The following is a 22,442-nucleotide window of genomic DNA, read 5'->3' as shown; positions in this document are numbered from 1 at the left end:
CCCTAAAAAATACAAGCTCGCCTTGCCTAAAGTAGCGTAAGACGAGCTTTATGTTCACATCATTATACTTTACTAAGTTCTTTTTCATTTGTCTTTGAGAATGATTCATCTGCATTTACTGGAGTTACATCATCTAAATTTTGCTGGCTTCTATCCTTAACTGCCCAAATGGCCAATAAAGAAATAACAGCAGTGAAAATAATATAAAATGCAACTGGAACATAGGATCCATTAAACTGTAGCATAAGACTTGCAGCTATCAATGGTGCTGTTCCACCAGCTAGGGCAGCTCCAATTTGGTAGCCTAGTGTGATTCCTGTATAACGAACCTTCGCGTCAAAGATTTCTGAAAACATCGTTCCTAGCACGGCTGTAATCGGTGCCCAAATAATTCCTAACCCGATGATCGTTGCAACTACTAGTAACACAAGTGACTGCTGCTGAAGCATCCAAAAGTAAGGGAAGGCAAACAAAATCATCCCAACCGTTCCAGCCACATAAACCTTCTTCCGCCCGATTTTATCTGACAGACTACCCATGATAGGTATAAGAATAGTCGTCACAATTGTCGCTACCATTACCGTATTTAATACAGCAGTACGTGAGAAACCTAACTCAGCAGTAGCATAAGAAACAACAAAAGTACCAAAAATGTAGAAAGGTGCAGTCTCAACAACCTTTGCCCCTACAGCTATAATAACCTCTTTCCAATGATACTTTAACGTATCAGCAATAGGCAGCTTTGGAATCTCCCCTGACTCCTGTACCCTTTTAAAGGAAGGTGTTTCTTCAATTCCTTTACGGATCCACAAGCCAAAAATAACAAGTAACGCACTCATGATAAATGGAACACGCCATCCCCATGTCATGAAAGAACCTTCAGGTAATAGAGTCATAATGGACAACGCAACAGTACCCATTACCATCCCGATTGTTACACCCATTTGTGGAATTGCACCGTACAAACCTCGTTTTTCCTTTGGTGCATATTCAACTGCTAGTAATAGTGCACCTCCCCATTCTCCGCCGATACCCAGTCCTTGGATTAAACGTAGGGTGATTAATAGAATAGGAGCCCATACACCAATTGCTTGGTATGTAGGTAGTAGCCCCATCCCAAAAGTCGCAACTCCCATTAGACTCAATGTAATAACTAATGTTTTCTTTCTTCCAATCCTATCCCCGATATGACTAAATATGATCCCACCGAATGGTCGGATAAAAAATGCTAAAGCAAAGGATGCATAGGAAAGCAATAATCCTACAGTTGGCTCCTCTGTCACAAAAAATACTTGATTGAAAACGAGTGCGGCAACTGTACCATATAAAAAGTAATCAAACCATTCAATGGAGCTTCCTACTAAACTAGCAATCCAGACCTTCCTCATTTGTTTTGGATCCATCTTTCATCTCCCCTTTAAAATTGAAGTAACACTTTAATTTCTCCCTGTTTTTATTTTAGATAGTTTATAATTTTCTGTCAATGGTTATTTAATATGAATCATTGAGGGATACCTCATTACTAGGTATGATAAATAATAGAGAAGAAAAAAGGAGAGATAATATGTCTTCTAATTTAATAGGTACTATTCTAAAAGACTTAAGAAAAGAACGTAAGCTCACTCTAAAGGAACTTGCCGAGATGACGGATGTATCGATTAGCTTCCTTTCACAGGTCGAAAGAGGAAAATCTAGTGTGACGTTAGAATCTCTAAAAAAAATAGCGGATGCCCTAAAAGTCAATCCGACCGTTTTCTTTCCGGATGTAACTCCCCATGATGAATTAGCTGAAATTAGACAACAGTTTTACTATAAGGATTTATCCAATGGTATACAGGATGCGGCTTATGCACCTATTTTTGTTACGCTACAACCAGGGGAAAATAAAGGTAATGCATTCTCACATAGCGGCCATGAGTTTCTATTTGTAGTAGAAGGAACATTAACAGTAGTAGTTGGTAGTCAGGAGATGGAACTGAAGGAACAGCAGTCTACGATGTTTGACGCAAATCTATTGCATTACTGGTATAACTTGACGGACAAGCCTGTTCGCTTCCTAGTAGTATCCTCCCGATCATAGGTAGGACAAGAAAACACTTTTCTAAAACTTTGCACGCTAAATGATAAAGATAATCCGCTACTCCCTTTATGTTACCACTAATTGGATTATTCTATTTTCTATGAATTAATAGTAAATTTAACTAGTACGGAACAACAAAGTAAGGGGATGGGGAAATGAATCAACAATCGAGCAATAAAGAAATACAAGCAACAATTTCTATTACCGAAGAGAATATTGAAACTATAATGAGCACGATATTAGAGGATGAGAGATGGGCCATACATCAGGAAGAGCAGTCTAACTGGAGCAAAAAACCCTCGGGAATCTATCAAGACGAATGGGCAACTGAACTACTGCTTCAAGGAGAAACACTTAGGTTGACTGACAAAAGAAACTATTCCTTATGTTCAATGACTTTAGAAGACTTATTGGAGGGCATTATCTTAAGCTTAAAAGAAGGTAACATTAATCTCTTTCAAACCGTTACAAATAAGTCTGCAGATCGAATTATTCAATATGCATTATTCAAAAGAATTCTTTATTTAACTTAAACTTTCTTTAACTTAGCAGTCTATTTTTAGACTGCTTTTTTGATGGTCTTAAAAATAAAAATTGGACAGCTAGGTGCTTGTATTTATTCGTATTTACATTCAAGAATATCTTAATACATAAAGATTAAGGGGGTGTTTGTTTGCAACAAAGAAGAAAGAGAAAACGTGGCTTTTGTCTTCCAGGTTATAATTGGTGTGGACCAGGATGTAGTGGACCAGGGGCGCCCGTCAACGAAGTAGATGCTGCCTGTATGATGCATGATCTTTGTTATGAAAGTGGAAGAGGTAAATGTGACTGTGACCATGAATTCTTGAAAAGACTTAGCCCCCTCGTTAATCCCCATACTGAGTTGGGAAGACATGCCCGTTTAATACACAATTATATGCGCGTCCGAAGCAATATTAACTGCAGATCCCCTCGACATAAATTATATTAATTAGATACATCTAAAAAACTACCACTCAATGGGGGTAGTTTTTTTAGTGTGAAGCTTTATCATTACGCTATTATTTACTCAATATCTTTCATTCAACTCCCTCTTTTCTCTCGTCTTAAGAGTTATCTCCATTTAGTTTTGGACTCTAAGAATTTTTTAAATCAGAAAGTAGAATTGATTTCCACACCAGCCGGATATGCTTTCCTCAGTCTGTGAAATAAGCCATCGCCAATCGCTTATGCGCGTCGTTGTGATGTCCTACCTTCTTCCGCATCCCGTAGCATGCCACTTTTTTCATGTATTCAGTCACTAAAAATAAGAATCAACCAATACTTTTAATAAAGCTGAGTTTTTGATTAAAACACTTGAAGCTGACGTTACGTCATTTTATATAATCGAGAAAAGGGAGGAATGAGTTAGAATGAAACAAGGGGATATTATTCTTTACGGTTGCGTTATTATAGGAGCAGGTGTTGGTTTAATTTTCGATGCTGCATTTCCAGGAGTCTTGATAGGATTAGGAGTCGGCTATGTTCTACAATACTTTACCAAAAGGGAGGAAGGATGAATTGCTTCATATAAATAAAGTTGCTGAATTGACCGGAGTCACCGTAAGAACGTTACGGTATTACGATAAAATAAACTTGCTTAGTCCCGCTTCCAAGACAGAGGGTGGACATCGCTTATATAATGAGGAAAACCTACAAAGGCTCTTACAAATACAATTTCTAAAAAAAACAGGTTTGACACTAGAGGAAATCAAACAAATGCTTTCCTCTAGCGAATGGAGCTGGTCTACTAGCTTAAAAGAACAGCTGGATTATGTCGTAGAAGAGCAGGAAAAATTACAAAAGATCGAGCAGTCCTTGCGAGAAATGATTAATGCTTTTGACATAGAAATAGGAGATAGCGAAGTTGTATTAAAAAATCTAATGCAACTAGCAGCAGAGGACAAAGAGAAACATAAGCTGTACAGAGAAGCAATTTTTTCCCAAGCCGATTTAAAGAAATGGAATCAACTGCCCCATATGGCAAGTAATGAAATAGCATCTCTCGAATGGATCAGCTTGGTAGGACTATTAAAGGAATCTATGTCAGAGGATCCTCATTCTCCTAGAGTACAACATATCATTCTACAGATGGAAGAGAAACGAATAAGAGAATACGGGCAACAAAACGACTTTCTCGATAAGCTTTGGGAACTAAGACAATCCAAAACAGAATCTGAAAAACTAGGACTCTATCCTCTGGAAAAAGAGTTGCTTGAATTTATGTCACGTGCCTATTCCATCTATCTAGCTAGAAAGGAATAGAGCCTTTATGAATGTTGAAATTTTACTAATCATTATTGGATTGGCACTTATAGATACACTTAGCCCAACCGTAATTGGCATAACTCTCTATTTGTTACTAAGAGAACAGAGAAAGTTATATAGACTTTTAATAGTGTACCTGATGACTGTAGCTATTTTATATTTCCTTTTTGGCTCAGCTCTTCTGCTTGGCATTTCCTTATCAATCAGCTTTCTCCAAGGGCTCTTCCAGAACCGAGTTATTAGCTGGACAATCTTTTTAACAGGAATTATTTTATTTATCCTAAGCTTTTATATGCCTAAGAGGAAAGCTGCCGTCACTTCTTTACCGAGCATTATTAATAGTTCCTCTATGATATTTTTAGGGGTTATTACGTTCCTAATAGAAGGAAGTACAGCCCTCCCTTACTTTGCTGCTATCGGTCTAATGAGTACGTCTAACCTGAACCTATTTGAGTGGATACCTATACTTATCTTGTACAATCTAATTATGGTGCTGCCCAGTCTATTATTAATGATCTTTTATAAGCTATTCAGTCGCTTGCTAAATCCCCTTCTTCAAAAACTTAACAATAGGTTAGCAAACAGTAAAGAATCTGCTCTTTCTTGGGTGGTATGTATTGTTGGATTACTTTTGGTATTCATAAGCTTAGACTATCTTTAAAAAAGACCCCAACGCTATCAAGCAATGGGATCTTTTTTCATTAATTTACTTTCTTCGGTCCGTTCCAATACATTTCTCTTAGACGGAATTTTTGTAGCTTACCAGTAGCGGTTTTAGGAAGTGACTCTACAAAATCAAATGCTTTTGGAGCTTTAAAGTGAGCCATTTTAGAGCGACAATAATCAATTAGCTCTTGTTCTGTAATGCTACTTTCCGGCTGAAGTACGACAACTGCCTTTGGTACCTCACCCCACTTTTCATCAGGTACCGCAATGACAGCTACTTCTAATATATCTGGATGCTTATAAAGCACACCCTCTATTTCAGTCGAAGAGATATTCTCTCCTCCTGAAATGATCATATCTTTAATACGATCTTGAATCTCAATATATCCATCTGGATAGGTAACTGCTAAATCTCCTGTATAAAACCAACCATCTTTAATCGCTTCCGCAGTTTTTTCCGGGTCCTTATAATATCCTTCCATTACTACGTTGCCACGTGTAATAATTTCTCCTAGCTCCTTACCGTTCCATTCAACCTCCTTGCCATCCTCCTGATTAACGACCTTTGTTTCTCCATTAAACGCTAACTCGATTCCTTGTCTCGCCTTAATAGTAGATTGTTCATCTACAGTTAGATCATTAAATCTTTTTTTCCATTCGCAATATAGAATGAATGGAGATGTTTCCGTTAGACCGTATACATGCATCATATTAAGTCCAAGGATTGATTGCGCTTTTGCGATTAAGGCCGCGGCAGGCGGAGCCCCTGCAGTAGCCATACGCGGATTAGTTGTGATTTTCACATCTTTTGCCTTCGGTTCATTAACAAGCATATTAACAACGGTTGGAGCCCCGCATAATAAAGATATTTTATGCTTTTCAAATAAATCTAGTATTAACGGAGGATCTACTTTTCGTAAACAAATATGGGTAGCCCCTACTGCTGTGAGTGCCCAGACTCCTCCCCAGCCATTTGCATGAAACATAGGTAAAGTATGAAGATACACATCATCATGATTTACATTTAAATGATACATAAAGTTTGCTGCGTTCAAATAATTTCCTCTATGTGTCAGCATAACCCCTTTTGGCTTAGAGGTAGTTCCACTTGTATAGTTTAAGGTAAGCAACTGATTTTCATCTATCTCCGGGAATTTTAATGCCTCTGTCCCTGCTGTGATAAAGTCCTCATAATCCTTTGCTTTCAATGTATGACTATGTCCTTCAACAGCCACTACTACGATTTGGTCAAAAGGTAGATTTTCCTCTATCTTCTCAATCGGGCCTGTAAACTCTGCATCTACTATCAACATCTTAGAGTCGCTATGCTTGATAATATACTCAATATCTTCCGCATTAAGACGGTAATTTAATGGTACCATTACCGCTCCCAGCTGACAGATCCCATAAAAGCACTCCAGCATATAATGAGTATTCGGAAGCATTACTGCTACATGATCCCCTTTTCGAATACCTGCTTTATATAAAGAATAAGATAGCTGGTCAGCACGTTGTGAAAATTGCTTATATGTAAATTCCTTTTCTCCATCAATTACAGCTACTTTTTCCGGATAATACTTAACTGCTCTTCGTTTCCAATCTAACGGCGTTAACGGCGAGAACATAATTACCAGCTCCTTTTCTTTGCTTTTATTTTATTTGAGTAGATTCATTCTTATGCTTTGATTTCTCCAAAAACACCGTTTTCGGCAAGGGACTGAATCTCTGGCAAGTCCATTCCTAAACTCTTCAAGATTTCCGGAGTATGCTTACCTGTTGAAACACCTGCAAAGCGGTACTCTGGCCTACTTGCTGAAAATTTTATAGGGAAAGCAATTTGCTTTTGCTCTCCTCCTTCACTTTTCGGCACAGTGGTCACCATATTTCTAGCCTGTATTTGAGGGTGATTAACGGCTTCGCTAATATTTAACACTGGCTCTACACAGCCATCAAAATTATCTCCAAGAATTCCAAGCCATTCTTCAAAGCTTTTTGCCTTAAATTCCTTTGTCAAGATTTCTTTGAATGCCTGCTGGTCTTCCTTACTATTGCTGTTACTAAGCTTTATAAGATTCCTATCTCCTAATAGCTCACAAAGTTTTTGCTGAAACTTCGGCTCCAAACTTCCGACTGAAAAATGTCGACCATCTTTTGTCTCATAATAATCATAAAAGGTCCCGCCATTTAGCAGCATTTCCTCTTCCTTCGGATTTTCCCCGCCAACTAGAAAGTTCGGTCCATACATAGCGTTCAAAGAAAAAGCAACATCTGTTAGGCTTACATCAATATGCTGTCCTTCTCCAGTACTATGTCGATTATAAACAGCTGCAAGGATTCCAATGACAGCTGGCATAGACCCCCCAGCAAGATCAGCCACTTGGATGCCCGTTGGAACAGGAAGCTGATTTTTCCGTCTGGAATAGCTAGCTACTCCAGCTATAGATAAATAGTTGATATCGTGTCCTGCTCTATTTCGAAGAGGACCAGTTTGGCCATATCCTGTAATGGAACAGAAAATGATCTTAGGGTTTATTTCCTTTAACTTTTCATAGCCAATCCCGAGCTTATCCATAACACCGGGCCGAAACTGCTCAATGACAATGTCATATTCCTCTATTAGCCTATAGATAATATCCTTCGATTTTGCTAGTTTTAGATCTAAAACTAGCGATCGCTTAGAGCGGTTAAGATGAGCAAATGTTGCAGAAACCTCACCATCCTTTGGCTCAATATGCTTTAAAAAATCCTCTCGATTTGGATTCTCAATCTTAATGACATCTGCTCCCATGTCAGCTAACATCATCGTGGCAAAGGGTCCCGGCAGAAGAGTGGAGAAATCTAAAATCTTTAATCCATTTAATATTCCCATTGTCTCACCTCTCTATTAAACTAATTTGGTGAAAGCACTTACAAATTTAATTGTAAAGATTAATTTAAATATTTTCAATAGTCTTACTAATTAAAGTGTAGATAACCAACTTACAAATAATTAAATTATTTTTAAATAAAATGGATATTTATGTTAAAATTAACTTAAATAAGTCAAATGAATGAATAAATAGCAGTTTATAATAAAACAGCTCCTACAATCAATATGATGCCGTTTTAAAAAGCATCCGCCAGAGTGAAGTCAATTCTACTGTATTCCACAAATCCCCTTCTAAAATTTGCTAGTTTTTTTTAAAAATATGAAATCATAAATTAATTAAAACTTATAAAATCATCCAAGAGCCGGTTTAGACACACGAATTACAAGTTAAACAACAAGGAGGGGAAAAGTTGGCATACAATGCAAAAGTCCAGCGAGGAATTATGGTTTTTTTATTTGTAATGACGGTGGTTTTATTACTTTCAAACATTATAGGTAATAATTTTTCCAAAGGATTGTTATATTTTCATATTATTATTCTTTTATTTTCACTGTTTTCATTTTTTATTCAATATAAACTGGAAATAAAGGATGGTTATCTGACGTATCAATTCCTTTTCATCGAAAGGCCACTTTATAAACGAGTAATACACCCCTACCGAATAACAAATATTAAATTTGTCCGTTTTGGTTGGTCTACTAAAGGTGCTATTATACAAATTAATAAGGGCATCAATATTCGTGTTTTTAACTTCGAGCCTAACAACGTATTCTTAGATTTACTCGATTTTGCAAATCAAAATTCTATATCAATCAAAAAAACTAAAGATTACCAAATTTTAGAACGAATGAAGGAAACTTAGTCAATAGTCTCTCTGAATCTTTACATATGATGAATCTTACGAGGGAGCGTTTGTGTTGAAAATTAAAATTACAATAAGTTTTATATCATTGATTTGTTTGTTTTTGGCTGGTTGTGCTGATGATTACCAAGAAAGTTTTACTTTCTCCGGAACAGTCGAGGAGTTAGACGCTCAAGAAGAGATATTAGTTATTAAAGAACACAACAACATTAATAAGGGCATACGAGGAGGAAATGTATACGTAATACCTGTTGTTGATGTGAAGAGGTATAATATTGGTCAAAATGTCGTTGTAACTGTCTTTTCTAATACTGATGAAGATGTTTGGGATGTAGATCATATGAAATTTGATATAAATATAGTCAAAGAATAACCATGAGCTAGGAGATACTTTTCCAAGCTTTTTTTGTTTTTAGGCTATGTTAAAGAGTAGGGTTGATTTATGATGCAAAGAAATCTATAAATCAGAGAGTAGAATTGATTTCCGTAGGAGTCGCCATCTGGTGCTCCAATCAATAAATGGGAATGGCTTTCCTTTATCGATAAAGCGCTAATAAGTTTACTCGCATAATCAAAGCTAAAAAACTGTCACCAACCCCAATTTCATCATCTTTTTATGTTCTTACTAGCCATTTGAAAGTTCCTTTGTTTATGTTTACAGTCACTATAAAAAAGAATTGTGAGTCAAAATCAACCAATAACTTCAACAAAGCTTATTTTATTAAATATACGCTCTTCACTAATGAGGGAAGTGGCTATGGCACCCACTTCCCTTTTAGAGTTTAGTGTAAATAGCGCAATGCCCTACTCAAAACCGTAGGCACCACTGAGGCATGGTTTTCATCCTGAGCTATATATAGTTCCGTTTCTATACTTTCATGTAATACCGTATATAGTTGTTTTGCATCCTCACACATAAAGCCTTCTTTGCTACCGGCTGATATAAACAGTTTTTTATATTGAAGATTGGTTTGTAAACGAACAAAATTTTCTGCTTCCTTATATAGCTCGTATTCATTCCACCATACAGAAGGGCTTATTGATAGGTAGCAGGAAAATAGGGCTGGTTGTTTAAATAATGTCCACAGAACAAAAAGGCCACTTAAGGAGTGACCAAAAAGTGCCTGATTCTGTTGGTTAACAGGATAACGCTTATGTACATCCGGCATTAGCTCATCCTTTAAAAACGCTAGGAATTCCTCTGATCCGCCATGCTCTCCTAAGTCCTTCCCCTGCAAACGTTTTGGATAGATATATGCTTCTGCCTTGGGAGTAAAATCTAAAAATCTTCTTTTGCGAGCATCCTCTTCCCTACCAGAATGTCCAATCCCAACCACAATGGAAGGAGAAATAAGTGTTTTAAGGGAATTTTTAGATTGCAGCTTTACTACATCTCTTGCAAGCTGGAAATACCAGTTTCCATCTAGCATATAGTAGACAGGAAAGCCTTCCTTAGGAGGTTCCACATTTGGGATAGAAACCTTTATATCATACAAATAGTTTGTGTACTTGGAATCGATTTGAAAATGCTCTGTATTCTCTAACAGTACTTTATCCATCTATTAAACCTCCTCTAAAGTTTCATATCCATAGCAAACGGGTGCCTCTGTTTCCTCATCGAACATTATCTTTGCATCTATTTGGAACACGTTTTTCATAACTTCCTTTGTTAATATTTCCTTAGGAGTACCCGTTGTAATAATCTCTCCGCCTCTCATTGCAATAAGCTCATCCGAAAAGCGAGCAGCATGGTTAATATCATGCAATACCATCACTACTGTACATTGATGCTCCTTATTTAGCTGCTCCACAATTTTCAACATCTCTAGCTGATGGGCCATATCTAGGTATGTTGTTGGTTCATCGAGCAGGAGAATTTCTGTTTCCTGTGCTAGTGCCATCGCAAGCCATACCTTTTGACGCTGACCACCTGATAGCTGATTAATTTCCCTATTGCGGTATTCGATTGTTTTAGTGACAGTCATTGTCCATTCAATTACTTCAATATCTTTTTTTGATAGTGTTCCAATGTTTTTTCGGTGTGGAAACCTTCCATAGGAGATTAACTCATCTACCTTCAATTGAGCAGGAGCTACAGGGCTTTGCGAAAGCATAGCAAGCCTTTTCGCAATAGCCTTTGTAGGCATAGACATCATGTCTTCTTCCTGTAAAAAAACCTTTCCGTTCTTTTGATGAATAATACGTCCAATCGTTTTTAATAAGGTTGACTTTCCACAGCCATTGGGACCAATAATAGTTGTTATTTTTCCCTTTTTAATGGATGTATTTAAATTAGTGAACACGGTTTGTTTTTCATAACCAGAGCTAAGCTCCTCAACTCGTAATATACTCTCTATCATAGGTACCCTCCTATGCTTTTGTTTTGACTAATAAATATAAAAAGTAGGGAATTCCAATGATTGCAACGACAATTCCTACTGGCAGCTCGGAAGGCTCAAAAACCGTCTTAGCAATGTAATCAGAGATGACTAATAAAAACATTCCAATTGCACCACTCATCGGAACAACAAATCTATGCTTGATGCCAACCAACCTTTTAGCAATATGAGGTGCCATCAGTCCGATGAATCCAATCCCACCGGACACCGATACACAGGCACTGACAAGTCCTATACTACATAATAATAGAATAGATTTCTCTTTTTCCACTGAAATTCCTAGACTCTTCACATTGGCATCCTCCAACTGAAGATAATCTAGCAAATGACTTTTCAGGTAGATTACGTAGCTAAGAATAACAACCCAAGGCAGAATGGATAAAACGAAAGCCCAGTTAGCATTATAAATACTCCCGGAAATCCAAACTGCAGCCATCTCATAGTCACTTGCATTCATCTTAAGTGATACATATAAGGATAAGGCTCCGAAGCCACTACCTATTGCAATACCCGTGAGGATCAACCTTTGCATATCCAATACTCCATTTTTCCAAGAAAAGATAAAAATAATTGAAGCTGCAAGCGCACCTCCAACAAACCCAAAGAGTGGCATTAGAAAAATCGTATACCAGCCATCTCCCGCAATATTGGTAGCAGTCATTTGAAAAAAGAACATAAAAATCACAATAGAAGCTCCTGCACCTGCATTTATACCTAAAATACCAGGATCCGCCAAGCCGTTCCTTGTCACTCCTTGTATAACAGTTCCTGCAATCCCAAGACCGATTCCTACTAAGGCTGCAATGACAATCCTTGGTAATCTAAACGCAAATATAACCAAATCGTGTTTATCATTTGGATCAATTCGTAAAAAAGTTTTGAGAACCTCTAGGATCGTCATATCAAAGATTCCATTAGTAATGTGAAAATAGAAAGCGATAAGAGTCAACCCAGCAAAGATAGACAGCATCGTGATGAAACGTATAAACGGACCTTTATGCACGCTGTCCTCCCCCTCTCGTCCGAATTAGATAAAGGAAGAAAGGAACACCAATAATAGCCGTTACTACACCAACGGGAGTCTCAAATGGAAAGTTGATAAAGCGACTAATTACATCACAAAAAGCTAAAAACAACGCTCCGATTGCTGCAGAGCATGGAATTAGAACTCTGTAGTCAACCCCTACAAGAAATCGAGTAATATGAGGAATTATTAATCCAACAAACCCTATCTTTCCTACTAAGGCAACTGCCGTACCAGTCAGGCAAACTACCGCAAGAATACTAATGATTTTGACCATTTTTGTTCGTTGCCCTAAACCTACTGCAATGTCATCACCTAACGAGGCAATGGTAATTGACTTCGAAATCCCTAATGCTAGCATTAACCCGATTAGACCAAAAGGAATGGACAGCCATAGCATATCAGGATTTACTATATGTAATTTTGCGTTATACCAAACACTAACGCTTTGAGACACTTGAAAGTACATCGCAATAGCAGAAGATATACTGCTTAAAAATGTTCCAATGACTGTTCCAATAATGGCCAATCGAACAGGTGATAAACCACCCTTTATCAAGGAGCCAAAACCAAAGACAAGACCTGCACCAATAGCAGAGCCAATCATCGAAAGAATAATCATTTGATAGTTAGGAAGCCCCGGGAAAAAGACCATTGCTATTGTAATAACAAATGCCGATCCATCGTTTACTCCCATTATAGAAGGAGATGCCAAATAATTTTGTGTAATCCCTTGCATAATTGCCCCAGCAACAGCTAGAAAAGCTCCAACCAATAAAGCAGCGATTACGCGTGGTAATCGTGATGTCATAATAATGTTATGGTCCACATTATTTCCATCGAATTGCGTAATCGCCTGCCAAACTGTTAATAGACTAATATCTTTAGCACCATATAAAATAGATAAAGCTATTGCTAGTACGATGAACAGTGGAGAAACTATTAAAATGATGACAGCTAACGTATTTTTGTTTTTCATAATTCATCGCACCTAACTTTACTTCGATAAATTCTCTATCGCTGCATCTAAGAATTTCACTTTAGACCAAGCAGTACCACCTTGCGCTAAAGGGTCTACTACGTTTACAAACACCTGTTCATTTTTCGCTGCTTCTATGCTACCGAAAATCGGATTGGCTAAAAGCTCATCTAAAGCTGCTGCATTATCTGTATTTTCACTAGTTTCGAATTGAAGAAAAATGTAATCTGGGTTCGATTCAGCTAAAGCCTCAAGAGATAATTCTGATTGCGCCTCTGCTTTTGCAACTACATCTGGAACCTTCAGTCCTAAATCATTATAAAGAACTGGGTTAAAGTAAATAGATTCAGGATAAGCATTAATACTTCCTTTGCGTATACGTAATACAAGTGCTTCCTTATCCTTCAATGCTTCACCTAATTCAGCTTTAGCTTGTCCAGCTTTTTCCTCATAGTCTGTGATAATTTTTTCTGCCTCTGCTTCTTTATCGCCTAATTGTCCTAAGAGAGTAAGATTTTCTTTCCAGTTCGTAGATACATGCGAATAAGGAATCATCGTTTGAATTTTATTTAATGCTGTAACAACTTCTTTTCCATGCTTGGAAGAACCTAAAATAACATCGGGATTTAAATTTAGGATTGCCTCATTATTGGGGGCAAACTTATCTCCAACCAGTGCTGCTCCTTCTAGCTCATCCGCTAAATAGGTAGGGATGGCATCTGCAATTGCAAGCACTCCTACTGGCTTAATACCTAAAATAGCCGCATCTTCCATGGACTCCAAGCTCGCTGCTACAATATTATTTACTTTGGAGGGTACTACATAGTCTTCCCCTAAATATGTAATTGTTTGTTCTGTATCTAACCCATCAGCTGAAGCTTCTGTTGATTCCGCTTCAACTTCAGCTTTTTCTGTAGAGCCTTTTTCCTTATCTCCACAAGCAGCTAAACTTAGAGCTAGCACTGCTGTCGCGCCTAACATCCAATACTTTTTCATACTCAATAGTTTCATCTCCTACATTTTTAATTGATAACGATTATCATTATCATGATAACGTAAACTTTACTTTATTACAATAGTGATTTTAAAAACATATAATAATTAAATAATTGTACATATTTGATGGATTAGTAGTTTTGCTGACTACTAATATGGGAATATTATATTTAAAATAGAAGTTTTATAGGAGGAGTTTTCTCATGGCTAAAAAAACTAAAAAGCCATGGAGCAAAAAAAAGCGCATTATAGTCTCCTTAATAGGCGTGTTTGCTCTTATTTACATAATCGTTATTGCTTGGCATACATTTAAACCGCTTCCCCAAGGAGTTTCCTTTGCAGGTGAGTTACATAAGACGAATAACATTCAACTTTTAACGGATTTGACCTTTGCACAAGATCAAAAAGGTACAAATACCATTCATGAAAATCATATTTTTGATGAGGTATATCGAACGATTGAAGAAGCTGAGGAATTTGTGGTGTTAGATTTCTTTTTGATGGATGGCTATTATGATGAAGATGAGGACTTCCCTAATATAGCAGAGACACTTTCCTCCACTGTCGCAAAAAAGAAGAAGGCTAACCCTGACATGCCAATCGTTTTTATTACCGATCCACTTAATCGAGGGTATGGATCTTACGAAAGTGAATGGTTTAAAAAAATGCGTGATGCGGGTGTTGAAATTGTATATACAGATTTAGATGAGCTAAGGGATTCTACACCTGTTTATTCTGGTATTTATCGTATTTTCTTTCAATGGTTCGATATTGGTGGCAAAGGTTGGATTGCTAATGCTATGGCAAGTGACGCGCCTAAAATGACTATAGCTTCCTATATGACTCTATTGAATGTAAAGGCAAACCATCGGAAGGCTTTAGTAACAGAGAAGGCCGCTATAATAACAACCTCTAATCCCCACGATGCCAGTGGCTTTCACGGAAATATTGCTTTGAAGTTAGATGGACCAATCATTAATGATATTTTAGAAGCAGAAGAGGCAGTTTCTCTTTTTTCTGGAGGTCCTAAGCTTCCTAGAATAAAGACGGAGAACGCAGAAGGTGAGTATCAAGCCCAATACTTAACAGAGAAAAAAATATTGGATGCATTGCTAAACGATATAAATGATACTAAAAAAGGAGATACCATTTGGCTAGGCATGTTCTTTGTAGCCGAACGGAGTATAGTCAATACATTAGTGGAGGCTGCAAATCGAGGGGTAGAAGTAAATCTTATATTAGATCCGAACGAAAACTCCTTTGGTCGAGAAAAGTCTGGACTACCAAATCGCCCAGTCGTACAAGAACTAGTGGAGGATACGAATGAGAAGATTAATATACGATGGTATAATACCGTAATCGGTCAGTATCACACAAAGACTATATGGATTCAAACACCAGAGCATACAGTGATTTCAAGCGGTGCAGCAAATTATACAGAACGTGCTTTAGAAAATTATAACCTAGAAAGTAACGTAAGAATCATTGCCCCCAATGAGAGTGAATTAGCCTTAGAGATGGAGCAATATTTTCATAGATTATGGAACAATGAGGATGCTATGTATACTGTAGAGGTAGATGAATATCAAAGCAATTTCACTTGGTGGCAGCGTTGGATTTATGCTTTCCAAACCTATACCAAAATTACAACTTATTAATACTCATTGTAAAAGTACAGCTAGTGATGCTTACACTAGCTGTACTTTTTTTTCACGTTTATGAACGTGTGATTAGGTGAGTATTAATAGACATTAGATAAGTTACTTCGGTTCAAACGTTTTACAATCTGTTTCATCACTGTTGGAAGCTTGGTTCCCTTTACGACTAACTACATAAATAGCTTTTGCATTACATTTGTTCCCTTGTCTCCAAAATTTACAGTTGTTCACTTCACAAAGTACATCTTTAGCCATTAGTATCACACCTCCTCGTTACTAGCATGAACTTTTTCGAGAAAAGTCATACTATATAAAACGATTTACACGCTATTTAGTCTCTACTAAATGAGTAATCTGTTGTGGCAAGTCGTAACACTTTTCTTTTAGAAATAAAGGATAGACATTGAGCTTTTGTAATTCATCAAAAGTTTTCCAATAGTATGTATGAATTTTTCCATTTTCATTTTCCATAAAAGGATTGCCCTTGCTTAATAAATCTTTATTTTTTAAAGAGAGAAGATAGAAAAAACATATTTCATGAAATCTTTCTTTGGAAACTTCCTCTTCAAAAAAATTTTCATTCACCCATAACAGTCGATCAACGGAAATTTCAGTCGAGAGTTCTTCTTTAATTTCTCTGTGAATGGCATCCTCACTCTTTTCATGTAGGCTAACCCTTCCTCCAGGAACGTAATAATAAGGAGACCTTTCATCCTTCATAATTAATATTTTCCCATCGTTTATAATTAATCCTGCAACACGATAATTAAACCTACCCTCGTCTGTTTTAAATGATAAATCCATTTTGCACCTCCACTTTTCATTTCCCCACACTTTACAAATATTTATTAATTCTAACTTTTTTATATCAACTAGTAAATAGCTTGAGTATGTTGATTTCCACTGCGAGCGGACGCTTTCCGCGGGCACGGCTTCAGCCGCTTCCCTCGCTACGCTCAGTGCAGGGTCTTCAGCTCGCGCTATTTCCGCTGGAGTCGCCGCTCTCCCCTCCAATCAACAGTGCTCCTGTTAATGAATATATTAAAAATCAAATTTAACAACGCGAACAGTTGGAGATGTTGACCATAGCAGTTGGTTCCTAAAGAGCGGCTGGTGCTCAAACTAGATGCAGCAATTGATTTCTCCTTTATCTATTTATTAGTTGAAGACCTTTAATCAACGTTGGGAGACCCAGCATAGACCCTGTAGTAATGATCAAGATAACAATCATCCCATTTAGCATCCGTTCCATGACTCAGACAACCAAGGAAATTGAAACGTATTTGGCATAAGTTTGTTTCTCCTTTCTGGCCAAGAGGATGTATACTCCGTGTTAATATTTGTCATTTAAAGTCATTTAAATACCCCATGTGTATAATCTTTTGTATAATAAAAAGGGAAGAAGATTTATATAAACTTAGATTGGCTTTATTAGCTACAGGGGGAAAAAGCGATGACGATTTTACTGGTAGATGACAACACGGTCAATCTATTTGTAATAGAAAAAATGTTAGATAGTGCTGGTTATAAAGATACAGTATCTCTTAAATCAGCCCAGGAGCTATTTGACTATTTACAGATCAATGAGCAGAATCCAACCTGTAATTCGGTAGATTTAATTTTACTAGATATTATGATGCCTGAAATAGATGGACTTGAAGCTTGTAGACGAATTAAACAGCAAGAAAGATATAAGGATATCCAAATAATTTTTGTAACAGCCTTAGAGGATAAGAAGAAATTAGCAGAGGCATTGGATGTCGGTGGCAGTGATTATATAACGAAGCCGATCAACAAAGTAGAGCTATTAGCTAGAATTAGAGTTGCCCTTCGTTTAAAAGCAGAGTTAGATTGGCATAAGCAGCATGAAAACAAAATCCAGTATGAATTGGATTTAGCCACTCATGTGCAAAGAAGCCTTTTAAGCCCTCCTCTAAAAAGAGATGATATTCAAATCGAAGTGTCCTACCTCCCTTCCTTTAATTTAGCCGGAGATATGTATTATTGGCATAAAATAAGTGACAATCGATATGCTGTTATATTACTAGATATGATGGGGCATGGTATATCTGCTTCCCTAGTATGTATGTTCATATCCTCTGTTTTAAGAGAGGCCATTAAACAATTAGTAGAGCCAGAGCTTGTAATTAAAGAGCTAAATCGCTATATGGTTTTGATACATAATGAAAAGGTGGGCATACCATATTATTTTACAGCTGTTTATATGGTTGTAGATACGGATCAAAAAACGATAGAATACGTCAATGCCGGGCATCCACCTGGATTTGCTTTAATTGATGATGAAAAGGTTGTACCTATAAGTAAAAGCTGCTGTGCAGTTGGCTTCTTTGATGAAATTGAAGTGAAGAAAGAAGTCATTACCTATAAAAAGGATATTCAAATTGTTTTATACACAGATGGAGTTCTAGAAGGAATGGGACCAGATGAAATAGAGTCTGAAAAGCAAATTGAAATATTAACATCTAAAAAATGGGATCATTCTCATGCTTTAATTGATAATCTATTACCGAAGGAAAAACAACAGGATCAACCGGATGACATGTGTGTCTTAATGATTCAGTGTAAATAAAATAAGAAGCTTCGAAGATTTTACAAACAATAAATCTTCGAAGCTTTTTTAATGTTACTTTATTTAGTACCGACAAAAATTAGCTATTTGATAAGATCTTTTAACTTCAAAAAAAAGTGAAATCAAATATCTTGATTTCACGTTTTCCTCTTTTTATTTAAATCGTTGATAGATTCTTTCGCTACCAACTAATTCTTGATAGTTTTCCATTACACGCGAAAACTTCAAGGTTTCTTTATCACCTAAGCCTAAAACTCCTTCGGGACTTAAGCTTTGATAAAACAATTCCTGCACTTGCTCCTGTAATTCAGAGTTAAAGTAAATGAGTACATTTCGGCAAATGATTACATGAAATTCATTGAATGACTGATCAGTTACTAGATTATGCTGGGCAAAGATAATATTTTCTAAAATTGATGGATGAAAGTAAGCATGTTGATAGTCGGCCTTATAGTATTCAGAAAAGGCTTTGCTCCCACCGGCAAGCATATAGTTTTTCGTATATGCTTGCATCTTTTGAATTGGGAAAATCCCCTTGCTAGCCTTTTCTAACACTTGCTCATTCATATCAGTGGCATAAATAACTGCTTTATCCTTCAGCCCTTCTTCTTCTAATAAGATAGCCATCGAGTATACCTCTTCCCCAGTTGCACAACCTGCATGCCATATGCGGATTTCAGGGTATTCTCTTAGAATTGGAACTACTTCTTCTCTAAACGCCTTAAAAAAGCTTGGATTACGGAACATTTCTGTTACATTAATCGAAAAGTCATTCAACAACTGCTCTAAGTAACCCTCTTCATGGATAACTTTTTCTAGCAAGCCCGTTATTGTAGAAATGCCATTTATTTTCATTCGATTGTGTATTCGACGTGAAATAGAAGATTTATTGTACTGTCTAAAATCAAATCCTGATAACCGATATATAGCTTCTAGAAGAAAATCTACTTCCATTTCCTCATACTGAATATTAACTCCCTCGAGCTCCCCATTTTCATAATAATTGTCCATATCATTACTCCCTTAAGATGCTAACCAAACTCGAAGAACTGAGAATAATTGATCTAGATTTAATGGTTTACTAATGTAATCAGAAGCTCCTGCTTCTAGACATTTATCTCTATCATTTTTCATCGCTTTTGCAGTCAATGCGATAATCGGTAATTCCGTTAGAGATAGTTCATTTCTAATTCTAGACATTGTCTCATATCCATCCATATTAGGCATCATGATATCCATGAGTACCACATCTATTTCTGAGTTACTTTGAACTATATCTAAGCATTCTAAGCCGTCTTTCGCAACAAGAATATTAATACCTCTTCTTTCTAAAGCTGTTTTCAGTGCATAAATGTTTCTGTAATCATCGTCTACTATTAATACGTTTTTATTTGAGAATACATTTGCGTCCTCAGGTAGAGACTCCAGCTTTTCTTCTTGGGCTTTTATCTTCTGTTCTTGCTCTTCCAATGTTGGATGTTCCTCCACTACTTCTTGGACTTCTTCCACAGAATGGTCTGTAAGAGCTACTTCTTCTAGACCTAAGTGTATCTGCTCCATAATAGGAACATTAGGAAGACTTGGTACAACTAGAGTAAAGGTACTACCTAACCCTTCCTCGCTTTGAAGAGTAATCCAACCTCCAAGGAGATTAGCAAACTCTCTACAAATAGATAATCCTAAACCAGTTCCTCCATATTTGCGGACTGTTGCCCCGTCCGCTTGCTGGAATGATTCAAAGATTAGGTCATGCTTATCTTTAGGAATACCTATTCCAGTATCAGTGATGGAAATCTCAATCCATTCTTTACTGATTTCTTGCATTTGTTTAGTTTGTTTTTTAGCTTCCAATTGCTTGATTGATAAATCTACGGACCCTTTTTCAGTAAACTTAAATGCATTTGATAATAAATTTTTAATAATTTGTTGGAATCGTTTTTCATCTGTGAAGAAAATATCCGGTACATCTTGTTCCTTCGTAACATGGAACTCTAGGTTCTTCTTTTGTGCAACAGGTGAGAATATATGATCCATTTGAGTCGGAAGCTCGCTTAAATTAACTTCCTCAAATAATACGTCAATCTTCCCTGCTTCTACTTTGGAAAGATCTAAAATATCATTGATCAAGGATAGAAGATCTTCACCAGACGAATGAATAACTCTCGCAAACTCTACCTCGTCTTCAGTTAAGTTCTCTTTTCCGTTTTCTGAAAGCATTTCTGACAGTATTAAAATACTGTTCAATGGTGTTCGTAATTCATGTGACATATTTGCTAGAAACTCTGATTTATAATTGGAATGAAGTGTTAACTGTTCTGCTTTTTCTTCTAATTCTTGACGAATTTTTTCTAGTTCTTCTGTTTTAGCTTCTGCATCCTTTGTTCGTTCTTCTAATTGTTCATTTATTTGAGTTAGTTCTTCTGTTTGCATTTGAAGCTCTTCCGATTGTGTTTGAAGCTCCTCAGATTGAGTTTGTAGTTCTTCTGATTGTGCTTGTAATTCTTCTGTCATTGCTCTAGATTCGTTTAGAAGTCGTACAATTTCCATACGGCCCATTACACTGTTAACAGATAAACCAAACGTTTCGACTATCTGTGTTACAAGCTGTTGCTGAAGTTTGTCATACTGAGACATAGTGGCTAGTTCTAGCACTGCTATTACTTCACCCTCAAACAAAATTGGAACTATAAATATACTTTTTGGTGGTACTTCACCAAGTCCAGTAGAAATGAAACGATAATCGTTTGGAATTTCATTGAAAACAAATGCCTTGCTCTCAAGGGCACATTGTCCAACTAATCCTTGTCCTAAACGGAAGCTTTCTCTTCCAATCTCTTTTTCTGGATTAGAATCAGCAAAAGCAGCTTTCTTCACAAAACGTGTTTCTTGCTCGTTAGACTCTCTCACGTAAAATGCTCCATAAGAAGAATTGGTCAGTTTAGATATCTCGGACATAAACACACGAGCAAGCTTATCAATGGATCCTACTCCCTGATATTTCGTTACTGTTTCTGCAAGACTTGTTTGTAGCCATTCTCTATCTTCTAGATTATCTAATAACTCATTTGTTGCATCTGCTAAGTCTCTAATCTCGTCATTTGTAGTAACAACTATTCTCTCTTTACGGTCTCCGTTCTCGGATGCTATCTTTTTAATAGTGTCCGTAACATCTTTAACCGTTTTGACGATTGATTTAGAAATCTGACTAGCCATCGTTATCGCAATAGCTGATACAAATAATAAAATACCGAATAACGCTATAGTCAGCATATTATTTCGATCATCTAATTTCTGAGCATCATTTTGTGCCGAGTCTCTTTCAATCTCTCTAAACTCATTGAACTGGTTTCGAATAGATTGCATATATTCTCTACCGCGATCATTTGCATAGAACTGCTGAATTGATTCGTCATCGTTATTTCTTTTAAATACGATGGCGCGTTCGCCTGCTTCTGCCATCCATACTTCAATTGTCCCTTTAACCTCTGCTAGCTTTTCTTGCTGATTTGGCTTGTCCTTTAATAAGTTATAGAGCTGATCAAACTCTAACTGCCATTGCTCTTCAGCCTTATAGTATGGCTCCAAATAACTTTCATTACCTGTGATGATGAACCCTCGCTGACCAGCTTGCATATCCATAACATATTTTTCTACATTATTTGTCAATGTTTCAACTTCAGTATTATATTTTATTAAATTATTTCTCTCTTGTTGGAGTGAACGAATTTGACTGTTTAATATGATAACGGAAGCAAATAAACATACAATAATAATAATGTAGCCGACAGTAATTTTAGAACGTAGGCCGAGCTTTAATTTATCCCCCATGTTTAATTCCTACCTTTTTATAGTTTTTCACTCTATTAATAGTATATGAAATGGATATAAAATAACAGTTTTTCCCCTTATTATTTATTTACTAATTAACTATATTTATGTATGTGAGATTTGAAATGGAAATAGGCTTGGATACTAGGTAATTTTATTCAGCACAACGCACTATATATAAGAGAATACGTTAAAGGCTAGTTT

General features: G+C 36.7%; 22 protein-coding genes and 1 pseudogene. 11 read left to right on the top strand and 12 right to left on the bottom strand.

Translation table 11 applies throughout. From position 1 onward, the window contains the following. Positions 1-62 precede the first annotated feature (62 nt). A complete protein-coding gene (locus tag MKX96_RS04155; RefSeq protein WP_340882212.1) occupies positions 63-1,403 on the bottom strand; it encodes an MFS transporter in 1,341 nt (446 codons plus the stop codon). A gap of 161 nt (positions 1,404-1,564) precedes the next feature. Here MKX96_RS04155 and MKX96_RS04150 point away from each other — a divergent pair, with 161 nt between their 5' ends. The 6 genes from MKX96_RS04150 to MKX96_RS04125 all read left to right on the top strand — a co-directional run bounded on the left by MKX96_RS04150 (position 1,565) and on the right by MKX96_RS04125 (position 5,027). Beyond that, positions 1,565-2,080 carry a helix-turn-helix domain-containing protein gene (locus MKX96_RS04150; protein ID WP_340882210.1) on the top strand — a complete coding sequence of 172 codons (516 nt, stop codon included), beginning with the start codon at positions 1,565-1,567 and terminating at the stop codon, positions 2,078-2,080. 155 nt (positions 2,081-2,235) lie between these two features. After that, positions 2,236-2,613 (top strand): hypothetical protein, encoded by a 378-nt coding sequence (locus tag MKX96_RS04145; RefSeq protein ID WP_340882209.1) that lies wholly within the window; start codon positions 2,236-2,238, stop codon positions 2,611-2,613. Between the two features lie 140 nt (positions 2,614-2,753). Beyond that, positions 2,754-3,050: a phospholipase gene (locus tag MKX96_RS04140; protein WP_340882208.1), complete on the top strand. Its 297-nt coding sequence runs from the start codon at positions 2,754-2,756 to the stop codon at positions 3,048-3,050. Between the two features lie 421 nt (positions 3,051-3,471). Then, a complete protein-coding gene (locus MKX96_RS04135) occupies positions 3,472-3,618 on the top strand; it encodes a hypothetical protein (RefSeq protein WP_340882206.1) in 147 nt (48 codons plus the stop codon). Position 3,619: 1 nt separating this feature from the next. Continuing rightward, entirely contained in the window at positions 3,620-4,363 is a 744-nt protein-coding gene (locus MKX96_RS04130; protein WP_340882203.1) for a MerR family transcriptional regulator, read from the top strand. A 7-nt stretch (positions 4,364-4,370) separates the two neighbouring features. Then, positions 4,371-5,027 carry a GAP family protein gene (locus MKX96_RS04125; RefSeq protein WP_340882201.1) on the top strand — a complete coding sequence of 219 codons (657 nt, stop codon included), beginning with the start codon at positions 4,371-4,373 and terminating at the stop codon, positions 5,025-5,027. A gap of 40 nt (positions 5,028-5,067) precedes the next feature. Here the strand turns inward: MKX96_RS04125 and MKX96_RS04120 are convergent, their stop codons facing one another. Together MKX96_RS04120 and MKX96_RS04115 are read right to left on the bottom strand one after the other, a co-directional pair. Then, on the bottom strand, positions 5,068-6,657 hold the full coding sequence (locus MKX96_RS04120; RefSeq protein WP_340882198.1) for a long-chain-fatty-acid--CoA ligase: 1,590 nt from the start codon (positions 6,655-6,657) through the stop codon (positions 5,068-5,070). Between the two features lie 50 nt (positions 6,658-6,707). Beyond that, complete coding sequence (locus MKX96_RS04115) at positions 6,708-7,901, bottom strand: CaiB/BaiF CoA transferase family protein (RefSeq protein ID WP_340882196.1); 1,194 nt, start codon at positions 7,899-7,901, stop codon at positions 6,708-6,710. Between the two features lie 410 nt (positions 7,902-8,311). Between MKX96_RS04115 and MKX96_RS04110 the strand changes: the two genes are divergently transcribed. Further along, entirely contained in the window at positions 8,312-8,764 is a 453-nt protein-coding gene (locus MKX96_RS04110) for a hypothetical protein (protein WP_340882193.1), read from the top strand. A gap of 55 nt (positions 8,765-8,819) precedes the next feature. Then, complete coding sequence (locus tag MKX96_RS04105) at positions 8,820-9,137, top strand: hypothetical protein (protein ID WP_340882191.1); 318 nt, start codon at positions 8,820-8,822, stop codon at positions 9,135-9,137. Between the two features lie 409 nt (positions 9,138-9,546). Here MKX96_RS04105 and MKX96_RS04100 read toward each other — a convergent pair whose 3' ends face one another. The 5 genes from MKX96_RS04100 to MKX96_RS04080 are packed head-to-tail and all read right to left on the bottom strand — an operon-like array spanning position 9,547 to position 14,162. Next, positions 9,547-10,323 carry an alpha/beta hydrolase gene (locus MKX96_RS04100; RefSeq protein WP_340882189.1) on the bottom strand — a complete coding sequence of 259 codons (777 nt, stop codon included), beginning with the start codon at positions 10,321-10,323 and terminating at the stop codon, positions 9,547-9,549. A gap of 3 nt (positions 10,324-10,326) precedes the next feature. Beyond that, positions 10,327-11,124: an ABC transporter ATP-binding protein gene (locus tag MKX96_RS04095; RefSeq protein WP_340882187.1), complete on the bottom strand. Its 798-nt coding sequence runs from the start codon at positions 11,122-11,124 to the stop codon at positions 10,327-10,329. Between the two features lie 10 nt (positions 11,125-11,134). Beyond that, positions 11,135-12,166, bottom strand: a complete 1,032-nt coding sequence (locus tag MKX96_RS04090) for a FecCD family ABC transporter permease (protein WP_445678176.1) — start codon at positions 12,164-12,166, stop codon at positions 11,135-11,137. Further along, positions 12,159-13,166 carry a FecCD family ABC transporter permease gene (locus tag MKX96_RS04085; protein ID WP_340882185.1) on the bottom strand — a complete coding sequence of 336 codons (1,008 nt, stop codon included), beginning with the start codon at positions 13,164-13,166 and terminating at the stop codon, positions 12,159-12,161. The genes MKX96_RS04090 and MKX96_RS04085 overlap by 8 nt, the downstream gene beginning before the upstream one ends. Positions 13,167-13,184: 18 nt before the next feature. After that, on the bottom strand, positions 13,185-14,162 hold the full coding sequence (locus MKX96_RS04080; protein ID WP_298470086.1) for an ABC transporter substrate-binding protein: 978 nt from the start codon (positions 14,160-14,162) through the stop codon (positions 13,185-13,187). A 203-nt stretch (positions 14,163-14,365) separates the two neighbouring features. Here MKX96_RS04080 and MKX96_RS04075 point away from each other — a divergent pair, with 203 nt between their 5' ends. After that, complete coding sequence (locus tag MKX96_RS04075; protein ID WP_251556492.1) at positions 14,366-15,820, top strand: phospholipase D family protein; 1,455 nt, start codon at positions 14,366-14,368, stop codon at positions 15,818-15,820. 102 nt (positions 15,821-15,922) lie between these two features. Here the strand turns inward: MKX96_RS04075 and MKX96_RS04070 are convergent, their stop codons facing one another. Beyond that, positions 15,923-16,075, bottom strand: coding sequence for a DUF1540 domain-containing protein (locus MKX96_RS04070; protein WP_144541288.1), 153 nt, complete (start codon positions 16,073-16,075; stop codon positions 15,923-15,925). A 72-nt stretch (positions 16,076-16,147) separates the two neighbouring features. Then, entirely contained in the window at positions 16,148-16,624 is a 477-nt protein-coding gene (locus MKX96_RS04065) for an NUDIX hydrolase (RefSeq protein WP_298469991.1), read from the bottom strand. A 272-nt stretch (positions 16,625-16,896) separates the two neighbouring features. On the opposite strand from MKX96_RS04065, the pseudogene MKX96_RS04060 reads away from it, so the two are divergent. Further along, positions 16,897-17,109 (top strand): annotated as a pseudogene (locus MKX96_RS04060) (IS5/IS1182 family transposase); the annotation flags it as partial. Between the two features lie 164 nt (positions 17,110-17,273). Next, entirely contained in the window at positions 17,274-18,410 is a 1,137-nt protein-coding gene (locus MKX96_RS04055) for a fused response regulator/phosphatase (RefSeq protein ID WP_340882180.1), read from the top strand. A gap of 153 nt (positions 18,411-18,563) precedes the next feature. Here MKX96_RS04055 and MKX96_RS04050 read toward each other — a convergent pair whose 3' ends face one another. Next, entirely contained in the window at positions 18,564-19,421 is an 858-nt protein-coding gene (locus tag MKX96_RS04050) for a CheR family methyltransferase (protein WP_251556486.1), read from the bottom strand. 12 nt (positions 19,422-19,433) lie between these two features. After that, positions 19,434-22,238 carry a CHASE3 domain-containing protein gene (locus tag MKX96_RS04045; protein ID WP_340882177.1) on the bottom strand — a complete coding sequence of 935 codons (2,805 nt, stop codon included), beginning with the start codon at positions 22,236-22,238 and terminating at the stop codon, positions 19,434-19,436. Between the last annotated feature and the right edge of the window lie 204 nt (positions 22,239-22,442).

Source organism: Psychrobacillus sp. FSL W7-1493, assembly GCF_038004905.1.
In the GTDB taxonomy this organism is placed as follows: Bacteria; Bacillota; Bacilli; order Bacillales_A; family Planococcaceae; genus Psychrobacillus.
Note: the sequence above shows the minus strand (reverse complement) of the source record. Positions and strands in the feature narration are given on the sequence as shown.